The organism is Brasilonema angustatum, from assembly GCF_059505445.1.
In genome coordinates, this window is sequence record NZ_JCACKO010000142.1 from 63,934 (window position 1) to 85,810 (window position 21,877).

At 43.0% G+C, this 21,877-nt stretch carries 14 protein-coding genes and 2 pseudogenes; 13 read left to right on the forward strand and 3 right to left on the reverse strand.

Features of this window, described 5'->3' with window-relative positions; all coding sequences use genetic code 11:
* The first annotated feature begins 22 nt into the window (after positions 1-22).
* A complete protein-coding gene (locus tag AC5JM2_RS28370; protein WP_495838284.1) occupies positions 23-577 on the forward strand; it encodes a Uma2 family endonuclease in 555 nt (184 codons plus the stop codon).
* A gap of 176 nt (positions 578-753) precedes the next feature.
* Here the strand turns inward: AC5JM2_RS28370 and AC5JM2_RS28375 are convergent, their stop codons facing one another.
* The gene (locus AC5JM2_RS28375; protein WP_495838286.1) at positions 754-2,292 is read right to left on the reverse strand and encodes an FAD-dependent oxidoreductase; all 1,539 of its coding nucleotides are present in this window, start codon (positions 2,290-2,292) and stop codon (positions 754-756) included.
* A 644-nt stretch (positions 2,293-2,936) separates the two neighbouring features.
* A complete protein-coding gene (locus tag AC5JM2_RS28380; RefSeq protein WP_495838288.1) occupies positions 2,937-4,052 on the reverse strand; it encodes a hypothetical protein in 1,116 nt (371 codons plus the stop codon).
* Between the two features lie 505 nt (positions 4,053-4,557).
* Here AC5JM2_RS28380 and AC5JM2_RS28385 point away from each other — a divergent pair.
* The 12 genes and pseudogenes from AC5JM2_RS28385 to AC5JM2_RS28440 all read left to right on the forward strand — a co-directional run bounded on the left by AC5JM2_RS28385 (position 4,558) and on the right by AC5JM2_RS28440 (position 20,154).
* Entirely contained in the window at positions 4,558-6,672 is a 2,115-nt protein-coding gene (locus AC5JM2_RS28385; protein WP_495838426.1) for an acylase, read from the forward strand.
* A 217-nt stretch (positions 6,673-6,889) separates the two neighbouring features.
* Positions 6,890-7,282 (forward strand): annotated as a pseudogene (locus AC5JM2_RS28390) (RNA-guided endonuclease TnpB family protein); the annotation flags it as partial.
* A gap of 39 nt (positions 7,283-7,321) precedes the next feature.
* Positions 7,322-7,948 (forward strand): annotated as a pseudogene (locus tag AC5JM2_RS28395) (HNH endonuclease); the annotation flags it as partial.
* 57 nt (positions 7,949-8,005) lie between these two features.
* Positions 8,006-8,554: an IS200/IS605 family accessory protein TnpB-related protein gene (locus AC5JM2_RS28400; protein WP_495838290.1), complete on the forward strand. Its 549-nt coding sequence runs from the start codon at positions 8,006-8,008 to the stop codon at positions 8,552-8,554.
* A gap of 116 nt (positions 8,555-8,670) precedes the next feature.
* Positions 8,671-8,871: a hypothetical protein gene (locus tag AC5JM2_RS28405; protein WP_495838292.1), complete on the forward strand. Its 201-nt coding sequence runs from the start codon at positions 8,671-8,673 to the stop codon at positions 8,869-8,871.
* 926 nt (positions 8,872-9,797) lie between these two features.
* Positions 9,798-11,660: an NAD(P)H-quinone oxidoreductase subunit F gene (locus AC5JM2_RS28410; RefSeq protein ID WP_495838293.1), complete on the forward strand. Its 1,863-nt coding sequence runs from the start codon at positions 9,798-9,800 to the stop codon at positions 11,658-11,660.
* A 189-nt stretch (positions 11,661-11,849) separates the two neighbouring features.
* Complete coding sequence (locus tag AC5JM2_RS28415; RefSeq protein ID WP_495838295.1) at positions 11,850-13,352, forward strand: NADH-quinone oxidoreductase subunit M; 1,503 nt, start codon at positions 11,850-11,852, stop codon at positions 13,350-13,352.
* A 260-nt stretch (positions 13,353-13,612) separates the two neighbouring features.
* On the forward strand, positions 13,613-14,926 hold the full coding sequence (locus AC5JM2_RS28420; protein WP_495838297.1) for a CO2 hydration protein: 1,314 nt from the start codon (positions 13,613-13,615) through the stop codon (positions 14,924-14,926).
* A gap of 470 nt (positions 14,927-15,396) precedes the next feature.
* Positions 15,397-16,437 carry a class I fructose-bisphosphate aldolase gene (locus AC5JM2_RS28425; RefSeq protein WP_495838299.1) on the forward strand — a complete coding sequence of 347 codons (1,041 nt, stop codon included), beginning with the start codon at positions 15,397-15,399 and terminating at the stop codon, positions 16,435-16,437.
* A 1,487-nt stretch (positions 16,438-17,924) separates the two neighbouring features.
* On the forward strand, positions 17,925-18,080 hold the full coding sequence (locus AC5JM2_RS28430; RefSeq protein ID WP_495838300.1) for a hypothetical protein: 156 nt from the start codon (positions 17,925-17,927) through the stop codon (positions 18,078-18,080).
* Positions 18,081-18,440: 360 nt separating this feature from the next.
* A complete protein-coding gene (gene fldA, locus AC5JM2_RS28435) occupies positions 18,441-18,953 on the forward strand; it encodes a flavodoxin FldA (RefSeq protein ID WP_495838302.1) in 513 nt (170 codons plus the stop codon).
* Positions 18,954-19,536: 583 nt separating this feature from the next.
* Complete coding sequence (locus tag AC5JM2_RS28440; protein ID WP_495838304.1) at positions 19,537-20,154, forward strand: superoxide dismutase; 618 nt, start codon at positions 19,537-19,539, stop codon at positions 20,152-20,154.
* A gap of 112 nt (positions 20,155-20,266) precedes the next feature.
* Here the strand turns inward: AC5JM2_RS28440 and lysS are convergent, their stop codons facing one another.
* Complete coding sequence (gene lysS, locus AC5JM2_RS28445; protein WP_495838306.1) at positions 20,267-21,790, reverse strand: lysine--tRNA ligase; 1,524 nt, start codon at positions 21,788-21,790, stop codon at positions 20,267-20,269.
* Positions 21,791-21,877: the final 87 nt, after the last annotated feature.

A 21,877-nucleotide genomic window follows, 5' to 3' on the forward strand; every position in this document is an offset into this window, starting at 1 on the left:
AGCTAAAGGAGAATATATAGTAATGCTAACTTCTACAGTCGTCTCGAATGTATCAAGTGCAAAAGATTTTTCACTAGAAGAGTGGATGCACAATCCCCCCGATCATACAGAATGGGTGAATGGGGAATTAGTGGAGAAAAACGGAGTGACACTCAAGCATAGCCGGATACAGGGAAATTTATATTTTTACTGGAGAAATTACAAAGATTCCACCGGACAAGGAGCACAAGTTTATACAGAAGTACCCTGTCGTACCAACAAGCAGGGACGTGTTCCCGATGTTGCTTATCTCACACCAGAACTTTTCAATCAATTTGGTGAACCTGCTGTGTTACCCCAAAGTTTCCCACTCATTGCTGAGATTGTTTCCCCTACAGATTTGGCTGAAGAGGTTATTGCTAAATCTCAAGAATATTTGCAATCTGGAGGCGAGGAAGTTTGGCTAGTGTTTCCCGAAAATCGTTGGATTATTGTGACAACAAAAAATCAACGGTTTGTGTTTACTTCTGGTGAAATTGTCAGCACTCAAATTGTGCTAAAAGGTTTCAATGTAGCAGTTGATGAATTGTTGGCTTGATCAAAAGTTCTGCTTAAAGTTTTTTAATGCTCCTTTTCTCCCACCACTTGGCTAAAGCGTGAAAGCTTACTAAGGGATAACTACTCCCATGCTCCCATTGAAGTAAGAAGTAAATGCCTAGACAAGTCTAGGGTTTATATAGCCGACTCGATACATCGCGTATGACTGTAAAATCATCAATCAGAATAATCACTACCAGAACCATACTTCCAAGCATCAGTCCAACGATTCCAATAATATTTAGATATATGAGGCAAATTTCTCTTCCACGGTTCTAACATTTGACTCAGCCAAAATAAAACAGAGTAAATTCCTAAATTCACATAGTGAACCATCCAACCCAGTAAAGTTCCCAAACCGACTTGAGGAATCACTTTAGCAATTAATCCTGGATGTGTTAAGGCAGTTTTTATGAGTGTTTTTGTTAGGGCTGGAAACTGTACTACATCTTGCAAAAAAGGTTTGAGTACAGATTCACCGAGTTGTTGCATTTGTTGAAACACCACAGACAGGAGTTGATTAATTTGATTTGGCTCAATTTTTTGATTAACATCAACACTCATTGCTCTTTGGAATAGCCAAGTCACAGCTAAGCTAGGTTGGTATGGTTGCAGTGGTGCGATCACCTTTGCAGATAACTGATCTATTTCTAGCGCCTCGTGAATACCTAATGTTAAACGCCGTAAGTGACGCACCATCGCACCAAAACCGCCAAAACTCAAAGGAGATTGGCTTCCACTGCTATCTCCAACTGGTAGAATGCGATTCCAAGGTGTCTTGAGTGGAGAACGATAGGAGGGAAAAAAGCCAAATAGCGCTCGTTTAAATGTCAGCTGGCTCAACTCCACGCCTTGATATTCCGGCATCAAACGCAGATAATCCTCAAATAGAGCTTCTAAACCCAAGCGTTCTGGATTGGCATCCATGTAAGTAAACATGTAAGTGGTTCTAGCATCCCTTGCTGGAAAAGCTTCCCAAAAGTATTGGCATTGATTTTGTACAGGTGTGAATGATAACAACAAGTCGCCTGTGTGATTTTCTGGAAAACCTTGAGCACAAGTTCCCACAACTAAACAAAGTGCATCTGGTTTTTGTCCCTGACGTGCTTGCTGGATTATGGGAGAAAGATATCCCATTGCATCAATTAACAACCTGGTTTTGAATTGGTTGTTTACCATCACTCCATCAGGATGAACAACTGCTTCTGTAAATGGAGTATTTTCAAATAACTTTCCACCAGATGCAAGAAATCGCTGCTTTAAAGTTTCCAGCAAATAAACTGGATCGACACCAATGTTCAGAACATCTCTTACCCAAACTTCTGTACCACCAAAAAAGCTGACTCTCGCGGGGTTGTATTTTGTGGCGATCGCCTGATCCAATTCTGCATCCGTCAGTAAATTTAACTCCAAGAAAACTTGTAATTCTTTATGAGAAATATTCCATTCTTGCTCTCTACCACGTAACATTGAGCGTTCTATTAACGCCACTCGCACTCCCTTTACAGCTAAGGCACAACCAATTAAAATGCCTAATGTACCGCCGCAAATGACAACATCCCAATCTATAGCACCCAAATGTTGCTGAGTTTCTTTTACTACCATTGGTACAGGAGCGTTATCCTCTCTCACTGATGTCAAAATGCGATCAGCTTGGCGTAACTTATCTAAAATATTTCCTGGTAGTTGTGAAAGAATATTTTCCGTCAGGGACATAATACTAAATTCCACTATAGTCACTATTTCTCATCGTACTAATATAAATTGAAAGTCAAAGTCAATCTTGATTTTTTATAAGTTATTTCTCAAGATAGATGTCTATAGGAATCCGGTTTTGTTTATGTTAGCTTGCGTGGCGGAGCCATACGAACTCGTTGAGGTAGGGAACAGGCAACGCCAAGGTGAGCGTCGCCAAGGTGAGCGTCAGCCGAACGGCAACGCTTAACGCTTAACATAAACTGTATTGAGTTTTGTTCAAAAATCTGCTGAGGAATTCTATATGAGATAAATAACTCTTTATTTCATGAAAGAGTCATTAATGAAAGGAAATAGAATTCAACTTGTTTTTCAAGATATTTAAATTTTGCTTCTATCAAAATTTCATTTTTTTATTTTTGAAACATGATACTCTAAAAGATTCTGTAAGCACTCCTTGTGTCAAAGATTGCATTCACAACTGCTTTGCCTACTTACTTATTCAGAAGATCGTGACTGCAGAACGGACAGGGCAGGATTTCTCAAAACAGAATTAATTTTATTCCTGCGTACAAGATTAATCCCACGCTTAACTGTTGCACTACCCTGGCGCGCTGCGCATACTCAACCGTTACATTCTTCTCAATTAGCTTGGTTGGAGAAAATTAAACACCTACACTAATTGCAGCAGCACTCGCAGCAGCAGCAGCGGAGAAAAAAGCTGTGCCAAACAGCCACCAAGCAGCAGTTTCTGCCACCTTTTGGCTAGCTTCCGCTTGCTGTCTAGCTTGCTGCTGGCAAATTTGGTTAATGAATTGCTCTACCTTGGGACTCAGTCGATTGGGCTTTAGCTCTTTTGGTTCGGCAGACTTTAGAGCGATTGGCAATCCATTAGTTTGGACTTTCTGGGGTTGATTCCCCCAAATTTGCTGCCAAAAGCCTTCAAAAGAGTCTACAAACCAATTAATATCTTGTTTTGACAAATCTGTGCGACTATCGACTATATCCACAAAGGTTTTACGACCGATATTGCGTAAGTAATTCTCCTTAGTGAGAGATTGCATTTCTGGTTGGGCGACTAATTTTTCAAACTCATCTTCAATTTGTAGTCGCGCTTCCTCAGAGAGTTGTAGCTGGTTTAAATAATTGTCTATTGCCTTGTGGATACTGGTTCGATCCGTCGCTGAACCCAGTTCGTTACGAACTGCGGCTGCAGCTGCATCTGCTGTGGAAACAACGCGATCGCTGATCGTCTTCGCACCAAAGCCTATAGTTGCTGTGCCGATAATGCCTTGCAAGCCAGAAGTAGCCTGATCCAAAACGGAACCAAGTACCGAGCCTACCGTAGTAACACTGACCCATACCAGTAAAAAGAAGTAGGCTGCCCAAATGACCAGACCAATAATTGCTGCCAATAGCGGATCATGTAATGGGCAAAGTTTCACCGCTAGAAAACAAGCAAAAAATAATGTAATGCTGACAGTTCCTAACGTTCGCAACCCAACTATTGTCCCAACTTGATTAATCTTATCGTCCATCGATGCTTGGCCGTTAGTATCTAATTCATGCTCTGGAGTTGAGTCTGAAATTCCCAAGGCAATGAAGAAGTTAGTTAGCAGTAGCCCAAAGGCAAAGGCCAGCAACAGTCCAGCTATCAAGACTAAAAAACCTTGAGTGCCTGACAACAGAAGCGCAGCATCAACTGACGCCGTAAATTCTTGAGCGATGACAAGCTGTGCTATCCAACACTGCGTGCTGCACAGTCCCACTATTGTATCCATACTCACCAAAAATGTTAGTCTTGCTACTGTTTATTTATTAGTAATATGTTTGCTGTTGATTTTTATCTCTCTAACGGTCTAAAAAAGCGCCTAGAGTTAGGAGTTTAGTTTTCATCCATGAGGCGAAAACGTCTTCAATTGCAGCTAATAGCAGAGCAAAGTTAAAAGCGAAAAGCTTAGAGAATACTAACTTGACATAATGAAGTTTTATGAATCATTTAGTGTTAATAACTAGCAATAGTGTACTTAAATTTTCTCTACTAAATGTAAATTTTTGTTTGTTGTCGTTTAATTAAGCTTGCTTTCTCAGTGCAAATCAATTTCAATAGTTTCCTGTTACTAGTCATCTTTCCCCCTTGCCCCCTGCCCCCTGCACCCCTGCTTGGTTCGGTCAGTCGAACTTAACTGACAACTAAATCTCCCAAAATCCATGCTCCAAAATTGAGATCCAACAGTGGTGAGCAACTCTCACTCCTTTTCTCCTTATGAATTCCTAAATAGAAATATGGGTCATTTACATAAAACTTTCAGGCGAAAAGCATTCCGAGTTCTAGCATTTTTACTTGGCATCATCTTTGCTTTAGTTTTGGTACCTCACACTTCGGCACAGCTACCAAATTCGACGGAAATACTGTGGGATACTTACGGCATACCCCACATCTACAGCAAAGATACCCGAAGCGCATTTCAAGCCTTTGGTTGGGCACAAATGCAAAGTCATGGTAACTTGCTTTTACGTCTTTACGGTCAAGCACGCGGACGTGCAGCCGAATACTGGGGAGAAAAATATTTAGAATCAGACCGTTGGGTTCAGACTATGGGAGTGCCAGAACGCGCCAGTTCTTGGTACAAAGCACAAAATCCAACTTTTCGCAACTATCTGGATGGTTTTGCTGCTGGAATTAATGCCTATGCTAAGGAGCATGGAGACAAGCTTGACGATGAGGTAGAGGTTGTGCTGCCAGTCAAAGGAGAAGATGTACTGGCTCACCTAAACAGAGTCCTGCATTTTACTTTTGTTGTCAACCCACAAGAGGTTGCAGGTGTCGCCAAGCAAGAATCAAAAGCCGGGTCTAATGGTTGGGCGATCGCCCCATCACATTCTGAAAGTGGCAAAGCGATGCTGCTGGCAAATCCACATTTGGCTTGGTCGGATTTATTTTTGTGGTACGAAGCACAACTTAAGACTCCCGATATTGATGCTTATGGTGCAACACTTGTTGGAATTCCGGTGTTGGCGATCGCCTTCAACAATAATTTGGGCTGGACTCACACCGTCAACACTTACGATGGTTGGGATACGTACTCACTCAAATTAGTTGAAAATGGTTATCGCTTCGATGGCAAAGTTCGTCCCTTTGAGACTAAAACCCTTTCGTTGAAGGTAAAACAATCTAACGGTACGTTAAGCGAACAACCCCTCATCGTCAAACGTTCTGTTCACGGTCCTGTGGTCACACAAAAAGATGGTTCTGCTTTGGCGTTGCGCGTTGCTGGTCTTGATCGACCTGGTGTGCTTGAACAATGGTGGGATATGGCGCGTTCTCAAAACCTCACCCAGTTTCAATCTGTTCTCAAGCGTTTGCAACTACCTATGTTTACGGTGATGTATGCAGACAAAGATGGGCATATCATGCACCTGTTCAACGGTGATGTTCCAATTCGTTCTCAAGGTGATTTTGAATACTGGGAAGGGATTATTCCTGGTGACACGTCTAAAACACTATGGACGAAAATCCATCCCTACCAGGATTTACCGCGCGTCATTGACCCAGAAAGCGGTTGGTTGCAAAATACTAATGATCCACCTTGGACAACGACGTATCCTACTGCTATTAAAGCAAATAATTACCCTGCTTACATGGCACCGAGTTCCCTAGATTTTCCCGGCAGGTTTCGGACGGAGCGTTCTATAAGAATGCTTTCTGAGGACGACAAAATCTCTTTTGATGAGATGGTGCAATACAAACATTCGACCCGCATGGAACTGGCAGACCGCATTTTGGATGACTTAATTCCCGCAGCGCGTCAGCAAGGGGGTGAATTAGCGCGGCGAGCAGCTGATGTTCTGTTGGCGTGGGATAGACAAGCGAATGCAGATTCTAAGGGTGCTGTACTTTTTGCCTCCTGGGCAGAACAGATGGATTTAGATGATAAATCGTTCAGCAAACCTTGGAATCTAGACTCTCCACGTACCACTCCAGACGGTTTAGCCGATCCCAACAAAGCAGTTGCAACACTTGAAGCTGTTGCGGGCAAAGTTGAAAAAGCTTATGGAAAGCTAGATGTCGCGTGGGGAGATGTTTTCCGCCTACATGTGGGCAATAAGGATTTGCCTGCTAATGGTGGTGATGGAAGTCTCGGTATTTTCCGCGTCGTCGATTTTGCACCAGGAGCAGAAGGTCACTTCCAAGCAGTTCAAGGTGATTCGTTCGTCGCTGCTATTGAGTTTTCTCAACCAGTAAAGGCGATGGCGTTGATTGGCTATGGTAATGCAACTCAACCAAATTCGCCCCATGTCGGTGATCAGTTAGAGTTGTTCACTGGCAAGCAGTTGCGTCCAGTTTGGCGCGAGCGTCAGGATATTCTAGCGCATTTAGAGGAGCGTAAGGCATTCTGAATCTAACCAGGGTCAAAAAGCCTTGATTTCGGGCTTTTTGGCTATCTGGGATGTTATGTTTATTTACGCGCCTGGTGCACCACTATCAGGCTGCAAGTGGGAGGACGAGAACCCCTCAAGATGTAGTGTTCGCCGTGCTCCACACTACATCTGTTCTTCAGAGAGGGGATGAAGTCCGACACAACGGGTTTTAACCCGTTGTTTCTCTTGCCCATTGTTCCATCCATCAATCAGCAAAGAAACCAAGCCACAACTTATCACGGAAGTAAAGTTAAAACTACCTGATTTTATTGATTCTAATTGGGTTAAAGAAGTGACGATACGTCCTTGTCTCGGCGAGTTTGTCATTGACTGGGTTATCGACGATGGGAAGGAACCAATCAAAGTTAATCTCAACCTTGATTACAGTCATGCTTTATCGCTTGACCACGGTGGGACAAACTGGCTCACAGGCGTCTCAACACGCGGGAAGAGTTTCATCATTGATGGTCGCAAACTAAAAGCGATGAATCAGGGTTACTGCCGTCTCGTGGCGAAATACAAGCAAGGGAAGTCTGATTTCTACTGGGACAGTAACCTAGATAGAGTGCAGCGTAAGCGCAACAACCGTGCGATTCGTTGATTGCCGAATCACGGTAACCAGCCCGTGATAAGCGCAGCGACAGACGGCTTTGATTTCCTTGGCTGGCACTTTAAAGTGCAGAGTAACGGAAAATTTAGATGTGTTCCATCAGTGAACAACTTTAAAGCATTCCGTCAGAAAGTAAAAGACATCGTCAACTGCCCCAATTATGGTTCTAAGGAAAAAGCCAAGAAATTAGCTCCCATAGTTAGAGGCTGGAGGAACTACCACAGGTTCTGTAAGATGGATGGGTCAAGCAACTCGCTATGGCACATCAGTCACAGAGCATTCAAGGTATTCAACAAGGAAAAGAAGAATAACCGCCACTCAAGCAAAATGCTTGTAGAAAAGGCATTCCCAACAGTTCCTTACTCCGAAAATGACTTCGTCAACGTCCAAGGTGAGAAATCACCCTTTGACGGAGACATTACCTACTGGAGCGAACGTAACAGCAAGCTCTACGACGGCCACACCTCTAAAGCCCTAAAACGGCAAAACCATTCATGCGGAATTTGTGGAATGAAGATGATATCTGAGGATACAGTCCACCTACATCACGTAGACGGAAATCATCAGAATTGGAAGACCAAGAACTGCATAGCGGTCCATCGGGAATGCCACCAATACCACCACATGAGCAAGGAGAAATCCTAGAACATCGGAAGCTGGGTGCGTAGAAATACGCACGCCCAGATTTAACAGAGAGGTGCGGTGGATAATACCACCCATCGACTCTACCAAATGCGCGATGCAATCAACAAAGCAGTGCGGTTCATTATCAACCGATGCCTAAACGACAAGATTGGCAACATCATAATCGGATGGAATGAATGTCACAAAGTTGGTTCTGAGATGGGTAAGGTTAACAACCAAAACTTTGTCCCCATCCCAACAGGACGACTAATTGCACGATTAAAGCAACTAGCTTCTGAATACGGGATTGTAGTCACGGTCACCGAAGAAGCTTACACATCAAAAGCATCATTCTTAGATGGCGATAGTCTACATAAATTTGGTGAAAAACCCAAGGGATGGGTGCCATCTGGAAAAAGGACAAACCGTGGTTTGTACAAAACAGCCGCAGGTTTATTAATCAACGCGGATGCTAACGGAGCAGCTAACATAGCCAAGAAAGTAGCTACACAGCTAGGTGTGAGCCTGGTCGAGGTAGGTAGGGCGGTTTTGACAACGCCACAGCGATACGATTTGTTTACGCGATTAGATAAATCATATTGTAGACGCAGCTACGGGGTCTTGTAGACCCCGTAGCTGCAACAGTCTAGAATCCCCCGTGCTTCCAGCCGGGGGAGATGTCAAGTGGTATTGCAATTTTAATATAAGGATATTACTATATCTTAACATTACAGGTGAGATTGATGAATCGTGGGAAAATAGTTGCAATTATCACAGGTGCGGTTTCCATAATTTTGGCACTTGGCTACCTTGTGCTTGTACAACTGCTAGACTTTAGGGGCGAAATGAAACCTGCTCCTATGAGTGAGTCGTCGCACCAGTCATCAGTAGTCGCGTATATTTTACCAGGAAATGCGCAAGCAGTAGTAGAAAAAATCTACTAACTAGTATGGTACCAAGTAGCATTCAAACAAGAGAGAACTTTTGAGATTGAGTGTGAGCGGTGTAAGAATTATAGCTGGCGTTGCAAACAGTGATGGAGAAAATGGATCACATATACCAGTTGTATTTGATTTGGTGAAAATTGAAAAACAAGATCCCCGACTCTTTAGAGAAGTCGGGGATCTTGTTTTTCATGAATGATTTAGAACTGCTAGAGGTTGCGATACGCGTAGCGGCTAGCCTTGGGCTTATCGCCCCAAAGGGGACAGAGCACCATAGCACTTTACGGCTGCCCATAATTGTACAAGGATTTATGTTGACTTGTGTCACCCCACCAACCCAAACCCCTTGTTGTAAGGAAAGGTGGAGTCAAAACTGCCATGAAATCGACCCTACCACCGTCAACGGATCATCTGGGAAAACACGCGTCCTGCTCTGGGAAGTCTCAAAATAGTCAACGTCAAACAGATTCCTAACATTGAGTGCGGCTCGAAAACCTCCCTAGTTGTAGAAGATACTGGCAACTGGTAGAAGGAAAAGAATTTGATGCTAATTATTTTCAATCATTTTACCAAGAAAGAACTCAGCAGTCACAACTCAGTAGTCAGAATAAGTAGGAAATAATAGTAACTATAGAAATCCTAAGATCCCCGACTTCGTAAAAGTTGTCGGGGATCTGTAGCTTTAAAAACATAGATTGCAAACAATAGTAACTATTAGAATTTTTAAAACTATAAGAATTTCTTAGAGTCATCATTGATTAATGATTTAGCTGACTTATTCCCCTTTTTATAGATACACGGTAATCTATGATTAAAGAAGATGAAATAAAAGTTAAATTTTTCAACTCGCATATCTGCGTTGTAGAAAACAATGGTTGTTCATTGACAACAGCGTCCTGTTATGCTGCAAATTTAGAGGATAATTAATGGATCATTTTCTACTTGAAACTGTTTGCTTAGTTCCTTGCTATGCCTTAAGTGGTGCGCTTTTAGCCGTGCCTTGGTCTCCAGGAATCATTAAACGCACAGGACCAAGACCAGCAGGTTACATTAATTTGGTCATGACATTTCTTGCGTTTGTTCATTCTGCTTTTGTCTTACCAATTGCCTGGAATCAAGCGCCATATGAGATATCTATACCTTGGTTAAATACTGCTGGTTTAAATCTTTCTATTGATTTAGAAATCTCCTCATTAAGTATCGGCGCGATGGTTGTCATTACCGGCTTAAATTTGCTGGCACAAATTTTTGCTGTCGGCTATATGGAGATGGACTGGGGTTGGGCACGCTTTTATTCACTGTTGGGATTGTTTGAAGCTGGGTTATGCGCCCTTGCATTATGCAACTCTTTGTTTTTCAGTTATGTGATTTTGGAAATCCTAACTTTAGGAACCTACTTATTAGTAGGACTTTGGTTTAGTCAGCCTTTGGTTGTCACAGGCGCTAGAGATGCTTTCTTAACCAAGCGGGTGGGAGATTTATTTCTGCTCATGGGAGTATTGGCAATATGGTCACAAGCTGGAACTTGGAACTACACCGATTTAGCAGAATGGGCGACTACTGCCAATGTCAACCCAACCTTAATAACATTAACATGTCTGGCATTAATTGCAGGTCCAATGGGTAAGTGTGCCCAGTTTCCCTTGCATCTGTGGTTGGATGAAGCAATGGAAGGACCTGTTCCCAGTACAATTTTACGGAATTCAGTCGTCGTTGCCAGTGGTGCTTGGGTGCTGATTAAACTGCAACCTGTTTTCAGCTTGTCACCAATAGCAACTTCTGCAATGGTGGCTATCGGTGTTGTGACAGCAGTGGGTGGTTCTTTGATTGCGATCGCCCAAGTTGATCTCAAACGCTGCTTATCCTACTCCGTCAGTGCTTACATGGGTATGATCTTTATCGCTGTTGGGACACAACAAGATGAAGCAGCACTGTTGTTAGTCCTCACCCACGCCTTAGCCTCAGCACTCCTAGTCATGAGTACTGGTGCAATTGTTTGGAACAGCATCACTCAAGATGTCAGCCTTCTGGGGGGACTTTGGTCACGCCGTCCAGTTTCTGGAATAGCATATATAGTAGGGACTCTAGGATTAATTGGGTTTCCACCGTTAGGCGGCTTTTGGGCATTGCTGAAATTAGCATCAGGACTATGGACAACACAACCTTGGCTTGTGGGAGTACTTATCATAGTCAACACTTTAACAGCCTTCAGCTTAACCAGGGAATTCAGTTTAATATTTGGTGGAAAACCAAAGCAAATGAGCGATCGCTCACCTGAAGTCAGTTGGCAAATGGCTCTACCCACAATCATTTTGCTTGGCTTTACTCTCCATTTACCCCTAGTGTTACAAAGCTTATCACTACTACCAACTTGGGAAACTCTTAACAAAGATGTCGGACTTCTGTTGATGTGGTCAAGTATTTTTGGCTGCGCCATTGCAAGCGTCATTTATTTAAGCAACATCATTCCCAAACCAATTCGCTTCCCTTTGAAACCTTTGCAAGACTTGCTAGCATACGACTTTTACACTCCAAAACTGTATCGGGTGAGCATAGTTTTCAGCGTTGCTATGATTTCAAAACTAGCAGACATGATCGACCGCCTCATATTCGATGGAATTGTTAACTTAGTTGGCTTAGTTTCCATATTGAGTGGAGAAAGTTTGAAATATAGCACATCCGGACAAACCCAGTTTTATGCATTCACCGTGCTATTGGGAGTAGGTATTTTAGGAATGGTAGTGAGTTGGCAACACTGGGGTTCTTATCTTTTAAATTTGATGTTTTAGTTTCCAGATTTCTTTGTAACATGGGGCGCAAACTCTTGCGCCCGGAAAAAGTTGTCAACTCACAATCAAGAACTAACAAGCAAAAATTTCTACTAACTGATAAAACTTCTCTCTCTTTTCCCTTCCTCTGCGTTCTCTTGAACTCTGCGGTTTTTTACTCCTTTCGTCAATTACATAACCAAGCAATTTATGCTCAGTCTCTTAATTTGGCTACCTATTTTAGGAGCCGCTGTTATTAGTTTATTACCTCGTGCCATTCCCGCAATCAATATTCGTTTAACAGCCCTAACCGTTACTGGATTAGTTCTTCTTTGGAATATTTTCCTCCTGTTTAAATTTGATATCTCTGATTCTGGGATGCAGTTGCAGGAATATCTACCTTGGAACGATACCCTTGGTTTAAGTTACCAATTAGGAGTTGATGGACTTTCCATACTGATGCTGCTATTAAATAGTTTGCTCACTTGGATTGCGATTTACAGCAGCAACCAAGAAACAGAACGTCCCCGGCTTTATTACTCCCTTATCTTATTAGTAAGTGCAGGAGTTGCAGGTGCATTTGCAGCACAGAATTTATTGCTCTTCTTCTTGTTCTACGAACTAGAATTAATACCCTTCTATCTCCTAATTTCCATATGGGGAGGTGAAAAGCGGACTTATGCGGCTATGAAGTTTCTAATTTATACCGCTGTTTCAGGAGCATTAATTCTAGCAACATTTCTGGGTACAGTTTGGCTCACTGGTTCAACTAGTTTTGATTACAATACACTCTCAACTCAAGCCTTATCAACAACACTACAAATCATTCTACTTGTAGGAATCGTGCTAGGGTTTGGAATCAAAATTCCCCTAGTTCCCTTACACACTTGGTTACCAGATGCTTACGTTGAAGCTTCAGCCCCCATCGCGATTCTTCTTGGTGGAGTGTTAGCAAAGTTAGGAACTTATGGCGTTTTGCGATTTGGGATGGCGCTATTTCCCGAAGCTTGGAGTATTCTTGCACCCAGTTTAGCAACTTGGGGAGCAATCAGTGCTATATACGGGGCAGTCACCGCGATCGCTCAAAAAGATATCAAGCGCATGGTTGCATATAGTTCCATTGGGCACATGGGCTATATATTGTTAGCAGCAGCAGCTAGTACTTCGTTAGCATTGATTGGTGCGATCGCCCAAATGTTCAGTCACGGTATTATCCTCGCCATCCTTTTCCATCTTATAGGAGTTGTAGAAGACAAGGTAGGAACCCGTGAGTTGGATAAACTCAATGGTTTAATGAGTCCTATACGCGGATTACCCTTAACAAGCGCCCTACTCATTTTAGGAGGTATGGCAAGTGCTGGTATTCCTGGTATGACAGGATTTATTGCTGAATTTATCGTGTTTCAAGGCAGTTTCTCCGTCTTTCCGATACCAACACTGTTATGTGTTGTCGCCAGTGGCTTAACTGCAGTTTACTTTGTCATCCTCCTTAACCGCACCTGTTTTGGCAAACTTGACAACGACTTAGCTTACTATCCCAAAGTTCTGTTGTCTGAGAAAATACCAGCTTTTATTTTAGCAGCCCTGATCTTGTTCTTGGGAGTACAACCGAGTTGGTTAGTGCGTTGGAGTGAACCAACAACGACAGCAATAGTTGCGGCTATTCCTCCTATTGAAAAAACCGTAACGACTCAAGTCGCTCTCAATCAATAAATCTATCTAGAATGTCCATTTTTCAAAAAATTTTGTGAACGACAATGGGCATTTCTTGGAACAGTCAATTTGATGAAAAAAAACCGCAGAGGCACAGAGAACACAGAGAAAGAGAAAAACAGAGAGAGGAAAAATTATCTGTATGAATGCAACTTAGTATAATTTTTTGTGTTTATCAGTGTCCATCTGTGGTTTCAAATATCTTAATACGTGATGAAATGAAGGCTACTAGTTAAGAGAAAAGAAAAGAGGAAATAAAAATGGTACAAACTCCAAACAAAACCGAAGCTAAATTACCTCCTTCCACCCATGAGTTTGCAGAAGTGATTCATCGGTTAGAAGCAGGCGGTGCAATGTTGCCCGACACGCCAGAAAACTTAATGCAAATCATCGGTCTTTACAAAGCTTATGCAGTACCGATGGACTTTTACTGGCGCGACTTATTATATATTGCTGAGCAGGTATTTATAGATCCATTTCCCTTTTTTAAATACTTCATTTCTCAGGAGTATTTAGAACGTCACAATCATTATGCTGGTGATGATGCTGAGTTGAGAGTTTGGCGCGGTGAGGCGACTGCCCATCCGGAACTCTTAGCATTTATGCAAAAGGGTGAAACCTTCAAAATGCCTAAATTATTGCATCACTTATTCCATGATCGAATTAACATGGAGTTTGCCGAAGCTTGTATGCGAGCAATGCTTTGGCATAGAGGAATGGGTGGAAAATTTGACCCTTATCTGGATACTGAAGAATACAAAGCGAATGCTGATAGGGCAATCAAAGCTTACTTCAAAGGTAATCCTGTCATGTTGGGACTCTACAAACTGTTCCCAGATATGTTTATAGAACAGTGTCGTCAGATGTCTTACTACTCTAATCTGGGTTTGTTCTGGGAAATCATGGCTGCCGTGTTTTTTGAAATGTCAGACTTATATGACGAAGGGAAAATTACGACTGTCCCAGAGGCGATGAATTTCTTGGTGAATGGAATTCTTGCAGTCGCAAATCGTCCTATTTACCATAACGTTTATATTCGTGGCGAATGCTACGAAATCGTTCCCAAATCTAAAGGCTTTGTCTGGCTTCACGAGGCTGCATTACCTTACGTGGAAGCTGTTTTTTACCGTACTGCTCCCTTTCGGGGTACAAAATCTTATAATGCTCAAGCAGGACAAGTGCCAACAGATCAAAAAGACTTTCACTACGGAATTCTTTATGCAGATGTCTTTCCAGTAGGTACCGCAGGTATTCCACCAACACTACTCATGCAAGATATGTTGCATTTCTTGCCTCCATATCTTGTTGATTACTACAAGCAATATTGCCGAGGCGAAGAAGATACGTTGATTCAGTTAGGAATTAGTTTCCAACGTTCAATGTACTGCGTCACTTCTGCAGTTATTCAAGCATTACGAACAGCACTTTTACATCCTTTAGATGACCCAAATCCCGAACATTTACAAGCAAATCGGGACTTTTTTGAAACTCAGTTAAATCGTTTTACTCGTCCTGAGTATGGTATTCGTAATGCTGCTCGTCTGCGGGATATTCAGAGACAGGATTATAGATAATATCGTGTACGGATAAAAATTTATAACCAAAGTAGCAGAGGACACCCTGAGAGGGTTCTCACCCCCACTCATTGATCCCCTACAGCCCCGCCCTTTCAAGGAAGTCAAAAGTAAAAATTAATACTTTTGACTTTTGACTTGTTTTGCCCTTACACCCCTGTTAACCTTTTCAACGCTGTTGGGTTGTTCAGCAGCATTTACGGCTTGCACTCCTAGTGAATTCATTTTTATTGAGAATATTTTTTATAGATCTTTCTATCTATAGATTGAAGTAATTGATATTTAGAATCCCTAATATAAGCTCCAAGATGTGTTTTATATTTGCTAATGTGTCTTTTGCGCAGGACAAAAATAATACACAGGCTCTGAGTATGAACCAGAGCAAGAACAAATTTTAACTAAAACTAAGAACCAAATCAAAGAACAAAATCATTTAGGACAGCTACAGTCATAATTTAGGAGAAATTAACATGAGCACTTACGCCAAGGAATTGAGAGCCACAGCCCAAGCTATGGTTGCTCTTGGTAAGGGTATTCTGGCAATGGATGAAAGTAATGGCACCTGTAACAAGCGGTTTGAGAAACTGGGGATTCAACCCACAGAGGATCGCCGACGTGCTTACCGGGAACTAATTTTGACGACTCCTAACTTGGGTGAGTTTATTAGCGGTGCGATTCTGTATGATGAAACAATTCATCAATCTACACTCTCAGGTAAACCCTTTACCCAGGTGATGCCGGAAGCAGGCGTGATCGTAGGCATCAAAGTAGATACCGGAGCAAAAGATTTATCAGGATGTCCGCAAGAGAAGATCACAGAGGGACTTGATGGATTGCGCGATCGCATTGCTGAGTACTATAAAATAGGTGCGCGATTTGCTAAGTGGCGAGCTGTGATTACCATCGGTAACGGCATTCCCAGCCGTACTTGTATTGAAGCTAATGCCCATGCCCTTGCTCGGTATGCAGCACTGTGTCAAGAAGGGGGATTGGTGCCGATTGTAGAACCAGAAGTGCTGATCGATGGCGATCATACAATTGAGCGATGTTATGAAGTTACTGATCAAACCTTGCAAGCCGTATTTACTCAACTGCGCTTGAACAAAGTGGCATTCGATCAAATGATTCTCAAGCCCAGCATGGTGATTGCAGGATTAAATTGTTCTACTCAATCAACAGTAGATCAAGTGGCCCAAATGACGATCCAATGCTTGCTGAGCAATGTACCTGCAACAGTTGCGGGTGTGGCATTCCTGTCTGGTGGACAAACCAATGAAAAGTCAACCGCACACCTAAATGCGATGAATCTCAAGTATGGTGCGAAGTGTCCTTGGCCTGTTACTTTCTCATATGCTCGTGCGATTCAGCAACCCGCTCTAGAGCACTGGCGCGGAGAGGATGACAATACCAAAGCCGCACAACAGTTGCTTTTTAATCGGGCAAAGTTGAATGGTGCTGCCAGTCAGGGTAAGTACAACGTGGAGATGGAGAAAACACCTGCGTTAGTCTAATTCACTGCAATTCCTGCGGAGGTTTGATGGAAAATACCATCACTTGTGTATTACAGCGGTTTTCATATGAATAGACCACAAATCGTAGGGGAGCCAGTGCGTTGGACGGGTTTCCCGGCTTGAAGCATCTGGCGTTGGGCATTGCTCACAAAAGCCTACGTGATAGACATTTGAGATATTGGTGAGCAATGCCCACCTTACAGAAAACCGCTGTAAAGTGCAGTTAGCTTCTTCGCCCCCTCGCCCCGCACCATAGAAGGCTTGGTGTCGCAATATTCAGTTTAAGAAGGTGCGTTATGGCAAAGCCATAACGCACCTTTTGGCTATGTATCTGATTCTGGGGATGATTAGGAATACAGCGTAAGCGTTTCATCGATTTAGAATGGGTGGTTTCTTTACACCGTGAATTGATATTTATTGAGAATTTATTATGATAAATCTTCCAATCCATAAATTCAAGCTATTGATATTTATAATCCCTAATCCAACCTCCAAGATGTCTTTTATATTTGCTTTTATGTATTTTTCGTAGGACAACAATAATACATTGATCAGCCCCTCCGGGGCGGGAACAGGGAATAGGGAACAGGCAACAGCAAAAAATTAGCCCCGGATATTGGATTCAAGCCCCTTAATTTATTAATGGAAGAATTCAAAAAAATTGTTGACAGATGCGTAGCACGATTCAACAAGACGTCCTTGTTTAAATCCCCTAATTTTAATTAAGTAAGTCGGTGCAAAAAAATCAAACTGTGTAAAGAAAAGTAAATAAGGCTCAAACTCTTTCTCTCCCTACTCCCTGCTCCCTGCTTTATTCCAACAAGAATTATTTACGCCGACCTACTTATGGGGATTCCCCTGTTGCCTGTTGCCCGTTCCCTGTTCCCTTTTTAATCTTGGTATTGACAAAAAGAAGCTCTGGAGCACTTCTTGGTGGGAGTAACGGAGAATGGTGAAGAAGAAGCACGCCTGAGAAGGGAGCGGTTGTAGTGGGGGAGAAAACCCCACGAATAAATACGTTCGCATGAATCAAGATGTTAGCGTTGCAAGAGCGCCGCCTCCGGGGCGCTTCGTGCCGTAGGCAGGGGAATTGGAGTTGTTGCATGAATAAATACGTTCGCATGAACTGATTGCAGGGAGAAGAAGCACCAGCGAAAAGGGGCAGGGTGCATGGGAGAGGACTGATCCACGTAAATTCTTTTTCTCCCTACAAGGAGTGCTTTGGTGCTCCCTACTTCTTCTTTCTGCCCCGACAACGCGCTTGTGCTAACTCCTGCCCAGACGCTCTTGCAACAAGTCGGGAAACCCTACCAAGAGCGCTGCTTCACCCGCGCACGGCAGTGGCTTCCCTACACCCCTTCTTGGTCAATTTCAGAAACATCGGCTGGAACCCTCATTCTTGCGTTCGGTGACAAAAGTTTTCAATTTACTGACAATAGATCCTAGATTTATTTACAGATAATTGCAATAATGAGGCTGGTGCTTCCATGCATAATAGTCATAATTTAGGAGAAATTCACTGCAATTCCTGCGGAGGTTTGATGGAAAATACCATCACTTGTGTATTAAAGTTGCGATTTTATGGAGATGGGCGCTCTCCACCCAATGCAACTAAAGACTCTTGTCATCCTCTGAGTCGATAGAAAAATTTGCACAAAATGTGAAGCGAACTTCGTTTCGCTGCGCTAACGCGCCTGCTGAAGATTCTGTCTGGCAGACTTCACGCTGAACCCTTATACAATTGCCCGTTCTGCGTGTTGCGCGTTTTGTTGTAGAGTGCCCTCTTGGTGTTCGCTGCGCTAACACTAAATCAAGCTCTTTGACGATATACTACAGCCGATGTGTTGTAGCCAACGCAGGAGCAAAGATTACAACCTATCAACGAACTACACCTAGATTGCAGTGGGGTTAAAACAAGCGATCGCTACTGAACAAGCCCGGGGTAGACAGAACACGAACAAAGCAAAATTAAAAGCCAAAACAAACACTGTTAAGGAGCAAAAATGTCGAAGATTGGTTTATTTTATGGAACTCAAACCGGAAACACTCAAAACATTGCAGAGTCGATTCAAAAAGAGTTTGGCGGTGATAGCGTTGTAACACTGCATGATATTGCCGATGCTGGTACGGACGACTTTGAGGGGTATGAAAATATCATTGTTGGTTGCCCAACCTGGAACGTTGGTGAATTGGAGGGCAGTTGGGAAGGCTTCTTCGAAGACCTAGACGAGATTGACTTTAATGGTAAAAAGGTGGCTTACTTTGGACCAGGCGATCAAGTTGGCTATGCTGAGAACTTTCAGGATGCAATAGGTATTTTAGAGGAAAAGATTTCAGAACTCGGTGGCAAAACGGTTGGACAGTGGCCTACAGAGGGTTATGAATTCGAGGAGTCTAAAGCCGTCAAAAATGGCAAGTTTGTGGGCTTGGCGTTGGATGAAGATAATCAATCTGACCTGACGGATCAGCGCGTCAAAAAGTGGGTAAGTCAGTTGAAAGGAGAGTTTGGCTTGTAAGGTTCCTCTGAAATATAAGCCATTAAGGCGTTGTGAGATATCCGAGCACTGCATCGGTGGGTTTCGTGTCATTGGTTTATGCCCAATGCATACCTTGATGCAAGCATGGTTTCGATGGCTGATGAAGTCCGAATTTCGGAGATAACTAATGCCACAGACCTTTTTGACGGATGTAGTGCTAATTTTAGGAGCCTCTCTATGTCCACTAGTTTTATTAGTCTTGCTAATTAACTTTCTGTGGGCGGTTTGTGCTGCTTTTGTTTGAAAGTGTAACTCGACTCAAACGCCTCGATTCAATTGAGTGCGTCCCGTTGAGCTTTGCGTTGGCGTATTCCTTTGGGCGGGACGCTTTGCGACGAGCGCCTGCCCTTTGAGCATAGGAATCGTGGCGAACCTTTCACAGGTTGCCACTCTCTCAAAGGCACTGTTCATTAATGCATTTGCTTTTACAGAAGCTAACTTTGAGTGTTTCCATTTTCAGCTGCTTTAGACACAGGACTTAGGCAAGGGAAACGTAGTTGCACCCGTTGCGACGAGGAGTGCGCAATCTTATCGCTTTAGTTATTAAACGAGGAAAAAACTCATGGCTTTTGAACTACAATCATTACCCTATTCTGAAAATGCTCTAGAACCATACATTGATGCTCAAACAATGCAAATTCACCACGATCTTCATCATGGTGGTTATGTTAAGAATCTCAATACAGCTTTAGAAAAGCATCCAGATCTACAGAATCAAACCATTGATGATTTAATTCGGAATCTTAATACATTGCCTGAAGGTGTTCGTAACGCGGTTCGCAATAATGGTGGTGGACACTTTAATCACTCCATCTTCTGGACAATTATGGGTCCTAATGCAGGTGGTGAACCAACCGGAGCGATCGCTACTCTTATCAATGAAGTCTTTGGCGACTTCGAGAACTTCAAAACTCAGTTCAATGATGCAGGTGCAAAGCACTTTGGTAGTGGATTTGTCTGGCTGGTGCGAACAACCGACAATAAATTTGAGATCGTCAGTTTGCCCAATCAGGATTGTCCTTGGTCAGAGGGACATTACCCCATTTTATGTAACGATGTTTGGGAACACGCCTACTATCTCACCTATCAGAACCGTCGCCCAGAATATCTCAAACAGTGGTGGAATACCGTTAACTGGAATGCGGTGAACGAACGGTATAATATAGCAACTAGCGCTTAAAAATCGCGTTTTACATGCAATCTCAGCAGGATTATAGAGAATCCCTCCTGCCTTCTTGCATTGGTATCAGTTTAAGATGGTGCGTTACGCTTTGCCCTAACGCACCTTGTGGCTATGTCTCTGAGTCTGGGGATGATTCGGATTTTTCAGGTTTGAGTAATGGGAATGCGATCGCATCTCGAATACTAGCGCAGTCTGTTAATAACATCACTAACCTGTCAATTCCAATTCCTAACCCACCTGTGGGAGGCATACCATATTCCAACGCCGTCAAGAAGTCTTCATCCACTTGCGCTTCCAAATCACCACCGGCTTTTTGTGCGACTTGCGCTTCTAAACGTTGGCGCTGATCGATAGGATCAGTCAACTCTGAGAAACTGTTGGCAGTTTCCCGCCCAACAGCATATAACTCAAATCGTTCCACTAAACCAGGTTTAGAACGGTGCGGCTTTGCCAGTGGTGAAATTTCCACGGGAAAATCGGTAACAAAAGTAGGCTGAATCAGTTTTTCCTCAACTTTTTGCTCAAACCCTTCATTTAAAAGCTTGCCAATTGAAGGGCAATCTTCTACATTTTCAAAACCAGCATTTTTACTAGCTACTTTTGCCTCTTCCAAAGTTTGAAACGAGTTGAAATCCAAACCTGTGTATTCCTTCACCAAGTCGTTCATTGTCGCACGCCGCCAAGGAGGAGTCAAATCCACTGGTGTGCCTTGGTACGTAATTTGTAGCGTGCCGAGAACTTCTTTGGCAACGGTGGTAATTATACCTTCCGTCAGCGCCATCATATCGTTGTAATCGGCATAAGCTTGGTAAATTTCAATTGTGGTAAATTCAGGGTTGTGACGGGTTGATATTCCCTCATTGCGGAAAATCCGCCCCAGTTCAAACACCTTTTCAAACCCACCGACAATCAAGCGCTTGAGATGAAGTTCTGTCTCGATTCGCAGATACAGCTTCATCTCTAGAGTGTTGTGGTACGTAATGAACGGACGCGCGTCTGCACCACCCGCTTCTTTTTGGAAAACGGGAGTTTCAATTTCAATAAAATCACGCTGTTCCAAGTAACGACGAATACCAGCAGTAATGAGAGCGCGACGGCGAAAAGTTTGGCGAACTTCAGGGTTTACTATCAAGTCAACGTAACGCTGACGGTATCGCTTAGCAACATCCGTCAACCCATGCCATTTATCTGGCAAGGGCAAAAGAGATTTTGTGAGAATCGTGTATTTTGTGACAAAAACAGATAGCTCGCCCTTTTCAGTCCGTTTAATTGTCCCACTTGCTCCCAAGATATCGCCGACATCTGTGAGTTGCTTGAGGTGATTGAAAGCATCAGCATCAACATCTGCCATGCTTTCTTGAATGCGGTTTTTTTCCAAATAAAGCTGAATTGTGCCGGTTTCATCTTCCAAGGTGAAGAAAGCCAATTTCCCGAAAACACGACGCGCTATAATGCGTCCAGCCACAGTCACGTTTAAATCAACTTCTTCACCGTTAGGCAAATCAGCATATTTTTCCTGTAATTGAGCCGCGTGATGGCTGGATTCCCAATGGTAGGCATAGGGGTTCATCCCCAATTGCCTTAGCTGTTCTACTTTTTCTAGCCGCGTAGCACGGATATCTTCTTCCGACATGGTTGACGAACTAAATAGGGCAAGATTTCATTATTGTATGTAATTGTAAGAATAGCTGTAGCAATGTCCGCCGACAAACTAGTCACC

Excerpts from the sequence above, each read along its gene's own strand:
- AC5JM2_RS28425 (WP_495838299.1), top strand. The coding sequence starts at position 15,397 with ATGAGCACTTACGCCAAGGAATTGAGAGCCACAGCCCAAGCTATGGTT.
- fldA (WP_495838302.1), top strand. The coding sequence starts at position 18,441 with ATGTCGAAGATTGGTTTATTTTATGGAACTCAAACCGGAAACACTCAA.
- AC5JM2_RS28410 (WP_495838293.1), top strand. The coding sequence starts at position 9,798 with ATGGATCATTTTCTACTTGAAACTGTTTGCTTAGTTCCTTGCTATGCC.
- AC5JM2_RS28375 (WP_495838286.1), bottom strand. The coding sequence starts at position 2,292 with ATGTCCCTGACGGAAAATATTCTTTCACAACTACCAGGAAATATTTTA.
- AC5JM2_RS28405 (WP_495838292.1), top strand. The coding sequence starts at position 8,671 with ATGAATCGTGGGAAAATAGTTGCAATTATCACAGGTGCGGTTTCCATA.
- lysS (WP_495838306.1), bottom strand. The coding sequence starts at position 21,790 with ATGTCGGAAGAAGATATCCGTGCTACGCGGCTAGAAAAAGTAGAACAG.
- AC5JM2_RS28385 (WP_495838426.1), top strand. The coding sequence starts at position 4,558 with ATGGGTCATTTACATAAAACTTTCAGGCGAAAAGCATTCCGAGTTCTA.
- AC5JM2_RS28380 (WP_495838288.1), bottom strand. The coding sequence starts at position 4,052 with ATGGATACAATAGTGGGACTGTGCAGCACGCAGTGTTGGATAGCACAG.
- AC5JM2_RS28420 (WP_495838297.1), top strand. The coding sequence starts at position 13,613 with ATGGTACAAACTCCAAACAAAACCGAAGCTAAATTACCTCCTTCCACC.
- AC5JM2_RS28430 (WP_495838300.1), top strand. The coding sequence starts at position 17,925 with ATGCATAATAGTCATAATTTAGGAGAAATTCACTGCAATTCCTGCGGA.
- AC5JM2_RS28440 (WP_495838304.1), top strand. The coding sequence starts at position 19,537 with ATGGCTTTTGAACTACAATCATTACCCTATTCTGAAAATGCTCTAGAA.
- AC5JM2_RS28415 (WP_495838295.1), top strand. The coding sequence starts at position 11,850 with ATGCTCAGTCTCTTAATTTGGCTACCTATTTTAGGAGCCGCTGTTATT.
- AC5JM2_RS28370 (WP_495838284.1), top strand. The coding sequence starts at position 23 with ATGCTAACTTCTACAGTCGTCTCGAATGTATCAAGTGCAAAAGATTTT.